Source organism: Endozoicomonas sp. SESOKO3 (assembly GCF_024606255.1).
The window spans coordinates 1-12,105 of sequence record NZ_JAHHPR010000273.1 but is presented as its reverse complement, the minus strand read 5'-3'; the positions used below and the strand labels follow the sequence as shown (position 1 = coordinate 12,105).

Below are 12,105 nucleotides of genomic sequence, written 5' to 3'. Positions count from 1 at the left end.
GCACAAGCGCCCACACGAATTGTCTGATAATTTGTTAAAGAACTGGATTAAAACAAGAAGGTTTTAATCGGCTGAACCAGCGGTCAAGCTGATCAGCGAGGCCGCTATGTTACCGCGACCGTTTTTGTTGTCAAGCGCTCTCTGTGCTAAAGAGTCAAAACGGCTTTTCAACTCGCTGAACTGACAGACGCTCATGCTTAATCAGCGTTGCTTTTCTTGTTCAGCGGCGGCGCATTCTACCGTGTCAGCTGATGTTGTCAACCTGCCTTTTTGTCAGGTGATTCAGCTCTGCTGCTGTGGCAATCTGCTCCGTTGGAGGAGGCGTACTATACAGAATTTCATAAGAGGTTCAACATGCGAAAAAGTACTAACGTACTATCCCTTAATAATTAAGAAGGTTATTTTTTGTCGCAGTTACTTTACCCACCTGCCAGCAACAGAAAACCCGGCAACTAGCCGGGTTTCTCAGGATGCACCAAACGATCAACTTAACAATCAGGCATTCGTGGCCACAAAGTATTTAGGATCTTCAATGACATTCACTTCTACCATGCTGCCTGCTTTCTTCAACAGTTTCTGACAGTCCTGACTCAAGTGCAGCAGGTGCAGATTTCTGCCTGCTTTGGTGTAACGCTCTGCCAGCGTATCAATGGCTTCCAGTCCAGAGTGATCACACACTCGGGAATCAGCAAAGTCGATCACTACGTCATTGTTGTCGTCTTTTGGTGAGAACTGCTCCAAAAAGTGAGTGGTGGAGCCAAAGAACAAAGGACCATGCACTTTGTAAACGCTGGAACCTTCCCGGTCTTCTTTCTTCTCAATCTGAATCTGCTTGGCATGCTCCCAAGCGAAGATCAGGGCAGATACAATAACCCCGATAATGACAGCGACAGCCAAATCGGTCAAAACAGTTACGACTGATACCAGCACCAGAACAAAGGCATCACCCCCGGGCACTTTGCGCATGATGCGAAAGCTACTCCATTCAAAAGTGCCAATCACTACAATGAACATAACGCCGATCAGGGCCGCAACAGGAATTTGCTCAATCAGAGAAGAAGCCACCAATATGAATGCCAGCAGGAACAGCGCCGCCGAAATACCCGACAGGCGACCACGACCACCGGAGTTAACATTGATCATGCTCTGGCCGATCATGGCACAACCACCCATACCGCCAAAGAAACCAGTCACAATGTTGGCTGCACCCTGCCCCATGCATTCACGGTTAGAGCTGCCATGAGTTTCAGTAATCTCGTCAACCATACGCAGGGTTAACAGAGACTCAATTAAGCCAATGGCCGCCAGAATCAGAGAATAAGGCAGAATGATCAGTAAGGTCTCCATGCTCAATGGCACCATGGGAACGCTGAATTCAGGTAATCCACCGGCAATGCCAGCTACATCACCCACTGTTCGGGTATCCAAATCCAGGCCAATGACCAGCAGGGAAACCACAAGAATAGCTGCCAAAGAAGAAGGAACAGCTTTCGTCAGCTTGGGCAGGAAGTGAATAATAGCCATAGTCAAAGCCACCAACCCCAGCATCATGCCGAGCTCACTACCCTGCATCCAGGCTATATCAATAACACTGCCTTCCATAAAGGTACCTGAGAGCCAGCCTGTTTCACCTTCAACGCCGAACTGACCCAGTTGAGCCAGAAAAATAACGATGGCCAAACCATTAACAAAGCCCAGCATTACCGGGTGGGGCACCATGCGAATAAATTTACCCAGCTTAAGCGCCCCAGCCAGAACCTGGATGATCCCCATCAGTACAACGGTTGCAAAGAGGTACTGAACACCATGGTCTGCCACCAGAGTGACCATAACCACAGCCAGTGCACCAGTAGCACCAGAAATCATGCCCGGACGACCACCAATGGCAGCCGTGATAAGACCTACCATAAACGCAGCGTAGAGACCCACCAGTGGTTCAACACCCGCAACAAATGCAAAGGCTACCGCTTCGGGCACCAATGCCAGTGCTACCGTCAGACCTGATAGCAGGTCATTTTTCATGGTAGCTACCTTATTAGCTTTAAGTTCGAACAACATTGCCTCCGATTCAAACGGGCAGGTGGGTGGCGACAGACTAGTTTTAAATATGCAACGATCAGGGTTGTTGGATAGAAAACCGTTTTAAAAGAGCTCTATGCCCAATAAGAGGACATCGCCCTGTTTGATAAGCAGAAGCAAAGAGTCACTTTTCGGGGAGAAGCATAGATGGGAATTCTAAAGAAGAGACTGACAGAAGACAACGTTCAGACACTCCGGAAAATAACGCCTCCTGACCCGTTCAACCCATTGCCCACAGTGGAACAAGAACCCTGTCGTTCATATTTTTAAATGGCTCAGAGGCATCATCTATTAGAACCATAGCGGATGGAGTGGTTTATTTTCTGAGCTTAACAACGACAGTACCGGCAATTTTGTCGTGCCAGCCCTGCTTTTTCTTGTCCACTAAGATCCAAAAAAAGCCCAAAAACAGGGGCAAAATTGAGATAAAGTAGGCCAGATAACGAATGACCGACTGAGACAGAGCCGGAGCAAGGCCGGTCTTCTCATCAACGACTTTCATAGTGATGATCATTTTGCCCGGCGTAGCACTCTTGTAATGCCAGAACAGGATAACTGCTAACGCCGGAAACAACCAGTTGATCATGACGTCTGCCGGGTACAGAAGTTGTTTTGAATTTTCAATCGTCAGCCGATCGCCATCAATCATCATAGTAAGAGGTAAAGTAATGATGATCAGAACCAAAGTATCGATCAGCGTTGCCCAGAATCGGTCGAGAAATCCGGCATATTCAAGGTTGTCTGATCTTTCAGGATTTGAATCGAACTCAGACAACAGAAGCCCCCCATTTATTGCTATGTTATCAACCAAAATTCGGCACAAGCCTGATTCGCTTAAGCTTTTTTATTTCGATTTCGGCATCAAGACGAGCTCTATCACACGAAAGCGTCCAGCGCTGCCCTCTACCTGAGAACCAGCAGTGGGAAGGAAACTGACACCTTTTGGGTTACGCTGATTAAGCCTGAAGTTATCAGACCCGATCGTAGGAAAGCGGGTGCTTCTTGATTCCAATTTAAGCTCCTCAACCACATCCTCATCAGGCAAAGAAAGTGCACCATAAATGACGGCATCGTAAACGCCACCGTTCCGGTAATAATTGTCGGGAGTCAAACTGACTTTGAGATCTGAGCTCTTCATGAAGTATGCTCTCACTGATAAGAGAGCATCATGCGCTTGTAGATAATCTGTACCTTTTAAGCGTTTGTATAATGTACTGTATGCGCGAAGCTGCCGTCTGAACAACAACCAGCTCCGGACAGCAAGCCCATACTGAGTAGTGAAATACGGATCGAAGTGATTGGGACTAACATTTAATATCTTCATTCGATACGTCACTACTTCATCTTCCTCACTTTTACTCTTTCCGGTCTGGAGCCACCACCGGTTTGTTTTGAGCGGCACGTAGAAAACTTGTCCTGTTGCCAGTAGCTCGAGTTTGAGCACTGCCCAGAAGGCCGCCCCTTCCAGCTCATTAACGTCGTAGCCTGCCTTGGGGTCGTTCAGCACTGACTGATCGACGCAAAAGTCTTTGAGGTTAGAAGCATTCGGACCTCTGAGTAAGCTGGCCAAATTATAGTATTGGCTATCGCTATCAACGCTGGACTCCCCATACAACGGCTTGACCTCAGGAAACCCCAAATCACGTTCGCAGTATTGCTTGCCGCAAATACCTGATGAAGCCCCACAAGAAAATTCGTATCTGGATTTTGAATTAACCGTCGAAGCCGAAGGCGCCGAAGTTGAAGAACCCTTTGTCGAAGAGACCGCAGCCGTTGAGGCGATAACGGCAGGAACAGACAAGGTAAGGGTCAAGCTTGCACAGGAGACTTTCAACAGATTCATGACTACAATCCTCACAGCTATTGACACACTCTTGAGTATCCATCGCTGATCAGTGAGACTAGTCCATCTATACCTGAATGCCAAATTAGCCAAACGACGAATTCAAAAACAGGAGAAGTGGAGCCGTCATTTTTTTCACAAAAAGCGCCGATTTAACCAGGCTCCTCTTGGTTATAGGAAAAGCCCATCGCCACCGGTGCCTGCTCTTCATAGTTTTTTGTTGTGACGCCATACTGGCTGTCAGTATTAACCATCTCTGACTGTCAGGTTGCAAAGCCTGGATATTGAATGGAACTATGGGAATGGAATAAAAAAAGGCGGCTTGGGACGAGCCGCCAAAACGATGAGGATATGCGAGTTACTGGTAGCTGTTTACCAGTTAATCAGGTCAAAAAGTCTGGTTTCGATAGGCATCTCCTTTATTAATAATGAGAATGATTCTCATTCTATACCTAATCAAACCGTTTGCAAGTTAATTTTTGTTTTTTTGAAAAGTAAAAGCTTCTTACCACTCATTGCAGGGCTGCCCAGTAGCATTCACTGATTCAATGTTCAGCTTGTATAATTTGTACCGTTTGTTTGGTCCTTATCAGGATTTAAGTCCAGATTAACGATCATTCAGCGAGCTCTTGGTTGATCACCTGCTCCAATGCATCCATGGCTTCGTGGGCGTCTGGTCCACAGGCTTTCACTTCGATGGTGCTGCCTCTGGTGATCCCGAGACTCAACAATTTCATCAAACTTTTACCATTGATAAATGCGTCACTTTTATCAGGGTTGCTGACTTCTATCCGGGAGTCAAAACGCTTGATGGTGGATACAAAGACCTTAGCAGGACGGGTATGTATTCCGTTCGGATTCAAAATAGTGAACGCCCGACTTAGCACTTCCTTTGCCGGTGCAGCGCAGCCGTTCCCTCTTGCCGCGACAGCCTGCAATGCAGATGGAGGGTTCGCATCAATACAATTACGAACGCGTTCTTCAGAAAAGAGCCGACGCTCTCTGGGAGGAGAATTGATAGCACCAATAACATCCTGAGGGTTGTCTGTTTTTGCCAGGAAACTGCATAAATCGTCGTTACCAAGAATCCGGGTCAGTCCCTTCAGAATCTGCAGATGTTCATTGGAGCAGGCTGCTATGCCGACAGCTATGTAGACCTGTTCATCCTCACCCCACTCAACGCCCTGTGGAAACTGGAAAATAACTACCCCGGTTTTGATGACCGCATCACGAGTGTCCGGCGTACCATGGGGGATAGAAATACCATTCCCAAGGAACGTGGAAGAAATAGCTTCACGCGCTTTTAATCCAGCCGTGTAAGCTTCAGTAGTGTACCCAAGCTCAACCATTTTCTGGCCGATTAGCTCGATGACTTGTAGCTTACTTTCTGCAGACTGATTCAAAAAAATATTGGATAAATTCAGTGTTAACATATGAGCAGGACCGTTGCAGCAGTGTCCGGATATTATTAGCTGAACACGATCATCACAGCCTGTCTGAAAGGATATTCGCCGCTTTTGATTTGATCACAATCGACGCTTCTGCAATGCAAAATCTGCTGAGCATCTGCTGAAAGGCTAAACCTCAGATACATCACTCTGAAAAATATGCTGCCCCCCGTCAAGTCTCTCTAAGTCACATAGTATGAACCTCAGAAGACCTCAAATTTTTTAATTCTTGAGATAAAACTACATAATTATTCTTGATGTAACAGTTTCACACTCCGAGCCCTACCATGCAGCAGCCGAAATTTTGCCGCTCCAGCCTTGCAACAGACCGTGACAGGCCGACCTCTCCCCAACAATCTTCATTGCGACGATCGCTTTTTCCGAGAATCCAGCTCAGAAAACGGAGAGCCCGCCTATCTATTGCCATGCCATCAATCAGAAATTGTTACACGCTTGATTTGTTCAAGCTGTTTCAATCCTTCGGAAACAGCACAAGCTCTATCAACCGAAGGCGACCAATGCTGCCTTCTAACTGAGAATCAGGAGAGGGAAGTAAACTGAAGCCTTCTGGGTCACGCTTATTTAGCCTGAAGTTACCAAACCCGGATTTAGGCAAGCGAGCTCCTCTTGCTTCTAATTTAAGACCCTTGATCAAATCTCCATCAGGCAAAGACAACTCACCTGAAAGGACGGCATTATAGGCGAGACCGTCCCCGTAAAAATGGTCATAGGTCAAACTGAGATGGAGAGTCGAACTCTTTATCAGGTATGCTCTATCCAGCTGGCGTTGCGGATACACGTCTTTATACGCCACTTTATCTTCTTTAGCCACAAGGTCAAGTGAGGCACTAATGTATTTAGTCACATCCTCATTATGCAGCATCCAGTCTCTGACAGGATGCCCATACGGAGTGTTGAGAAGCGCATCATGGCGATAGCGATCAATTGATGATATGGTCACCTGATAATCCACCCCCAGCTCATTCTCATTTACCCCACTGATAACCTTTCCGACTTTGACCCACTCGCTTGTCTTGACCGGCACATATAAAACTTCTCCCGTTGCGAGCTGCTCCAGTTTGACCACCCCCCAAAAGGTTGCCCCTTCCAGTTCATCAATGCCGTAGCCCGCCCCGGGGTTCTGCAATAACTCCTTATCAATGCAAAAGGATTTGAGGGAAGAATCATCGTCATCACTATCGCTACGCAGCAGAAGGCTGGCCAAATTGTAGGATGCTTCCAGGCTTTCAGTGCTAGACATCTCATAAAATCGTTCAGGATAGGGATCCCCATAAGCCTCCTGACAGTATTCAACGCCACAAACGCCTTTAGAATCCCCACAAGAAAACTCGTATCTGGAATCTGCCGAGGCCGGAGGATCGAAAAACTGAGAGGCCTCTTCCGAAGCAATCTCGTCTGAATCAATCTCGTCTGAATCAAGCTCGTCTGAATCAAGCTCGTCTGAACCAATCTCGTCTGAACCAATCTCGTCTGAACCAATCTCGTCTGAACCATACACGCCCGTAGCGACCCCCTCCTGAGCAACCCCGACCGGAGAGGCCCTGAGAGCAGGAACAGATAAGGATAAGGCCAAGCTTACACAGGAGACTATTAACAGGTTCATGACTACATTCCCCAACGACTGATTACGAACTCTTGAGGTCTACCGCTGCTGAGTGAGATTAGTCGATCTCCACCTGAATGCCAAATTAGCCACACGATAAATTCAAAGACAGGAAATGTGAAACCATAATTTTTTCACAAAAAGCACCGATTTCACCTGGTGTATACTCGCCAGAATGACTGCAGGAAAAGTCCGGCAGCACTTGCCACTGCTCTTCGTAGTTTTGTCCGTGAATTTTTTTTATTCCCCGAGGGTAACGAAAAATTGTTTCAGTCGCCTCTGGCTGATTTATGCAGTTCTTCAGATCCTCTTTACTGCGGAGTAAATCGATAGAGCTGGCCATGTTAACAATTTTTGACTGTCATCAGCGACGACCAGGCTTCAGACATTAGCGTACTTCTCAGCATGACCCAGCCAGCGAAGGATCAATGGCTCTGCGTTTTGTGGTACCTCTTTCAAGACACTCTGGGCCGCATCCCTGACCTGATCCAGCAAAATGGCATCCCGTTCAAGATCGGCTACCTTGAACTGGGCAAGCCCGGTCTGCCGGGTGCCCAGCACTTCTCCCGGTCCGCGTAATTGCAAATCTTTTTCAGCAATGACAAAACCATCGCTGGAGTCGCGCATCACTTGCAAACGCTCCCTGCTCTGCTGCGAAAGCGGGGCGTGATACATCAGAAGACAGTGGCTCGCTATGCTGCCGCGACCGACACGACCTCTTAACTGATGTAATTGAGCCAGACCCAATCGCTCCGGATTTTCAATAATCATAAGGCTGGCATTAGGTACATCCACGCCTACTTCGATGACCGTAGTGGCCACCAACAGATGCATGTGTCCGGACTTGAAAGCATCCATAACCTCAAGCTTTTCAGTCGCTTTCATTCGACCATGAACCAATCCTATGGAAAGCTCGGGCAATGCTTCTCGCAGCTGTTCAGCCGTCACCTCAGCTGCCTGGCACTGCAAAGCCTCTGACTCTTCAATCAGGGTACAGACCCAATATGCCTGACGGCCCTCCAAACAGGCTGAGCGCAGACGTTTTATTACGTGATCACGACGATCGTCGCTTATCACGACGGTATTTACCGGTGTTCTGCCCGGGGGTAATTCGTCGATAACGGAACAATCCAGATCGGCGTAGGCACTCATAGCCAGCGTTCGGGGAATAGGCGTTGCTGTCATAATCAGTTGATGAGGTTGCCCACCATTGAGCTCACCTTTTTTTCGCAACGCCATTCGCTGATGTACACCAAATCGATGCTGCTCATCGATAATGGCCAGACCCAGCTGCCTGAACTGTACGTCTTCCTGAAAAAGGGCATGAGTACCCACCACCACAGCGGCATCGCCCCGGGCAATCTCTTCCAGAATCTGCTGACGCTTTTTCCCTTTGGTTTTTCCTGACAAATAGGCAATAGAAATCCCCAGAGGTTTCAGCCATCCCTTAAAGTTCTTCTCGTGCTGCTCAGCCAGTATTTCCGTTGGTGCCATAACGGCGGCCTGATAACCATTCTCGACGGCCTGAAGTGCAGCCAGAGCAGCCACCACCGTTTTGCCCGAACCCACATCGCCCTGAACCAGTCTCAACATGGGATCAGGATTCATCATATCCTGACTGATTTCCGCCAATACTTTTTCCTGAGCGCCCGTCAGGGAAAAGGGCAGCTGCTCACGAAAGTCCCGGGTTAGCGTCTGCCTGGGTGACATTGCGTAGCTTTTTACTGTGCGAATCAGGCTACGCAGCTTCTGCATACTCAGGTTGTGAGCCAAAAGTTCTTCAAAAGCCAGTCGCATTTGTGCCGGATGGCGACCTTCAGAAAGGAGTTCAACAGAAACATCAGGGGGAGGCGAGTGCAGGAACTCCACAGCATCCACCAGCGACCCTAACTGATATTGCGATCTGACATTGTCAGGCAGCCACTCCTGAAGTACATCAGGATGGTTCAGTTTGCCCAAAGCCTGCTCACAAAGACTTCGAATTCTCTGCTGAGTGAGTCCTTCAGTAGCCGGATAGACAGGCGTCAGGGTTTCCTCAACATCCAGATTATTATCCGGTTTGATGACCCGATATTCAGGGTGATAAATCTCAAGGCCGCTGGCTCCCCTGCGGGGCTGCCCAAAACAACGAACCTCTGCTCCCGGTTTGAGGTGATTCTTCTGTGCGCTGGAAAAATGGTAAAACCTCAACCCGACAGAACCTGTGCCATCACTGATGCGGCAAAGCAGACTCTGGCGCTTGCCCATCAGGACGTCAGTAGCAACCACAGAGCCCTGAATAACATAATCCCCTTCCGGATGAATAGCGGCAATGGGCGTAATGCGGGTGCGATCCTGATATCTGAGGGGCAAATGAAAAAGCAGGTCCTGCAGATTATGAATATGGATTTTTGCCAGTTTGTCGGCAAGCGCAGCCCCAACTCCTTTCAGTGCTGTCACAGGAATCTCATGCAGGGGCTTCACCATATCACCTCAATGTACTACTGCTGTTACTTTTTATTCATTTGGCTTCCGTTACAGAGCATAGCCTGAGAGCACTGGACAATGCATCTATTGCCTTGGGTCTCGGGAAACTGGCACGCCAGGCCAAGGCAACGGTTCGACTGGGTGATGGCGAGCGAAAAGGCTTTGATGACAATACATCGGGAGCGTAGTGACTGCCAACCAGGGCCGATTCAGGCAGCACACTGATGCCCATTCCCGATGCCACCATATGGCGGATAGTTTCCAGAGAAGAGGCTTCGATGCCACCTCCTTCTTCGCCACCGGCATCGCCTTTCTGAGCCAGAAGCGGACAGGCCTCCATGACCTGATCCCTGAAGCAGTGGCCTTCCCCCAAAAGCAGTAACTCTTCGTTCACCAGTTCTGCAGGGTCTATATCTTGCTTCGACAGCCAGGGATGCCCGGCTGGCAATAAAATCCTGAAAGGGTCGTCGTAAAGAGGCAAGGTTAATACATCAGGCTCAGTAAAGGGCAGTGCGATGATGATGGCGTCCAACTCGCCCACTCTTAGTTTTTTTCTCAAAACCGCTGTAAAGTTTTCTTCGATGTACAGGGGCATCTTAGGTGCCACCAACGCCAACTGGGGAACAAGATGTGGAAACAGATAAGGCCCGATGGTGTATATGGCACCCACTCTCAGAGGCGTGGTTAACTGATCGCGCCCGGCTTTGGCAATCTGTTTGATGCCTGACACTTCTTCCAGAACTTTCTGGGCCTGACTGGTGACCTTTTCACCCATAGGGGTCACCCGAACCGAATTCCGCGATCGTTCGAACAGGGCTACTCCAAGCTCATCTTCCAGTTTTTTCACTCCCACACTGAGCGTGGGCTGACTGACATGGCACTTGGCAGCAGCACGCCCAAAGTGCTGCTCCTGAGCAAGAGTCACAATATAGCGCAATTCTGTGAGAGTCATAACGGTAGAAGCCTGTCTGGAAACGACCAGAACACTGTAAATTTAAACAGTTTTTTTTTCAAACTATTCCTTCGGCTTCTGTCAAAAGTAGAAGATGCATCATCGGAGGCACAGAGAAATGCTGAATTTGAGTAAGGTTACTTGCATTTCCCTGAGGATAAAGGACACTCACGGTTGTCCTTTTTTTATAAAAATGACGGGGCTGCTATGAAGAAGAATGTATTGATCGCCGGTTGCGGTGATGTCGGTTGCGAATTAGCACGACAGCTTCTGGACACAGACAATTACTCTGTCTGGGGATTACGCCGGAGCATTGACCGTTTGCCCCAGGGCGTTCATCCTGTTCAGGGCGACCTGTCAAATCCAGAACAGCTGGGCAACTGGCCCAACAAAATTGACTATGTCGTTTATGCGGCTGCCTCCGATGGATCCGGTCAGGACAATTATCAAAAAGCCTATCTAAGAGGTCTTTCCAACGTCCTTTCTCGCCTTCAGGCACAGGGCCACCGGCCCGAGCGGGTGCTTTTCACTTCCAGTACCGGCAGTTATCACCAGGATGATGGTCAGTGGGTGGATGAAACTTCACCCACACATCCGGTTCGGTATTCAGGGAAGATTATGCTGGAGGCAGAAGCGATTTTAATCAACAGCCCTTTTCCTGCGACTGCGGTTCGTTTTGGCGGCATTTATGGTCCCGGAAGAAATCGAATGATCAATCGAGTCAAAGCCGGTGAAGGCTGTGAAGCTGAGCCGGTCATCTATGGCAACCGCATACACCGGGATGACTGTGCCGGTATCCTTGCTCATCTGATTCGCCGCGATGAGCAAAAGCTTCCCGTTGACTCTCTATACCTGGGTGTCGACCACGAACCCGCTCCAATGTACGAAGTGTTGCACTGGCTGGCAGCTCAACTCGGTATAGTGCTGGACGACAGCCACCCTGCACCTCAGAGAGGCAGCAAACGTTGCAGCAATCAAAAAATCATCGATGCAGGTTACACTTTCAGGTACCCAAACTACAGGGCTGGCTACTCAGAGTTGTTAAGCTCAACGTCCTATGAGTAATGACAACAGCCCTACCTGTTTGCTATTCATTTCCATTCACACGGCAAAGCTGCGCAATGCCGGGATGGATGGAGAATTCCACAATGTTCGTTAAAAAAACTACCTCAGCTCCAGAATCGCATCAATCTCAACCGGCACGCCTTTGGGCAGTTCTTTCACACCAATGGCAGCACGTGCAGGATAGGGCTGAGTGAAATACTCAGCCATTACTTCATTGACCGCATTAAAATTGCTAAGATCGGTCAGGAAAATGCCTACTTTTGCAGCATCCTGAAGTTCTCCACCTGCAGCTTCTGCAATGGCTTTCAGATTTTCAAAGCAGCGGCGTGTCTGCGCTTTGAAGCCTCCCTGCTCCAGCTCCATGGTTTCCGGGATCAGGGGAATCTGGCCGGAAACATAAACGGTCGTTCCGGCCTTAACCGCCTGAGAGTAGGTACCAATCGCCTGAGGCGCATTCTCTGTGTTTATGGTCTGTCTATTACTCATTGTGCGCTCACTTCCCAACAGAAAAGAGCCAAATAGTAAGGGACAACACGTATTTTTCAAGTCCCTTTGGAGTTATGCCGATACTGCCTAGCAGCCTGTCAGACTTAAGCGTCCGTAGCGAGGATTGCAAGAAATTGAGGAT

The 12,105-nt window shown here is 48.7% G+C and carries 9 protein-coding genes; 2 read left to right on the top strand and 7 right to left on the bottom strand.

Features of this window, described 5'->3' with window-relative positions:
• Positions 1–495: 495 nt before the first annotated feature.
• The 4 genes from KDK18_RS05070 to KDK18_RS14680 form a co-directional block, all read right to left on the bottom strand.
• Entirely contained in the window at positions 496–2,058 is a 1,563-nt protein-coding gene (locus tag KDK18_RS05070) for a SulP family inorganic anion transporter (protein WP_257253654.1), read from the bottom strand.
• A gap of 337 nt (positions 2,059–2,395) precedes the next feature.
• Positions 2,396–2,854 carry an RDD family protein gene (locus tag KDK18_RS05065; RefSeq protein WP_257253652.1) on the bottom strand — a complete coding sequence of 153 codons (459 nt, stop codon included), beginning with the start codon at positions 2,852–2,854 and terminating at the stop codon, positions 2,396–2,398.
• 69 nt (positions 2,855–2,923) lie between these two features.
• Positions 2,924–3,922, bottom strand: a complete 999-nt coding sequence (locus tag KDK18_RS05060) for a hypothetical protein (RefSeq protein WP_257253651.1) — start codon at positions 3,920–3,922, stop codon at positions 2,924–2,926.
• Between the two features lie 614 nt (positions 3,923–4,536).
• Positions 4,537–5,355 carry an HPr family phosphocarrier protein gene (locus KDK18_RS14680; RefSeq protein WP_373691149.1) on the bottom strand — a complete coding sequence of 273 codons (819 nt, stop codon included), beginning with the start codon at positions 5,353–5,355 and terminating at the stop codon, positions 4,537–4,539.
• Between the two features lie 1,368 nt (positions 5,356–6,723).
• Here KDK18_RS14680 and KDK18_RS14675 point away from each other — a divergent pair.
• A complete protein-coding gene (locus tag KDK18_RS14675) occupies positions 6,724–6,897 on the top strand; it encodes a pentapeptide repeat-containing protein (protein ID WP_373691150.1) in 174 nt (57 codons plus the stop codon).
• Between the two features lie 478 nt (positions 6,898–7,375).
• On the opposite strand, the gene recG is transcribed toward KDK18_RS14675, so the two are convergent.
• Both recG and KDK18_RS05035 read right to left on the bottom strand, forming a co-directional pair.
• Positions 7,376–9,460: an ATP-dependent DNA helicase RecG gene (gene recG, locus KDK18_RS05040; protein WP_257253649.1), complete on the bottom strand. Its 2,085-nt coding sequence runs from the start codon at positions 9,458–9,460 to the stop codon at positions 7,376–7,378.
• A 34-nt stretch (positions 9,461–9,494) separates the two neighbouring features.
• Entirely contained in the window at positions 9,495–10,412 is a 918-nt protein-coding gene (locus KDK18_RS05035; protein WP_257253646.1) for a hydrogen peroxide-inducible genes activator, read from the bottom strand.
• A gap of 174 nt (positions 10,413–10,586) precedes the next feature.
• Here KDK18_RS05035 and KDK18_RS05030 point away from each other — a divergent pair, with 174 nt between their 5' ends.
• The gene (locus KDK18_RS05030; RefSeq protein WP_257253645.1) at positions 10,587–11,477 is read left to right on the top strand and encodes an SDR family oxidoreductase; all 891 of its coding nucleotides are present in this window, start codon (positions 10,587–10,589) and stop codon (positions 11,475–11,477) included.
• Between the two features lie 99 nt (positions 11,478–11,576).
• Here the strand turns inward: KDK18_RS05030 and KDK18_RS05025 are convergent, their stop codons facing one another.
• Positions 11,577–11,963 carry a RidA family protein gene (locus tag KDK18_RS05025; RefSeq protein WP_257253644.1) on the bottom strand — a complete coding sequence of 129 codons (387 nt, stop codon included), beginning with the start codon at positions 11,961–11,963 and terminating at the stop codon, positions 11,577–11,579.
• Between the last annotated feature and the right edge of the window lie 142 nt (positions 11,964–12,105).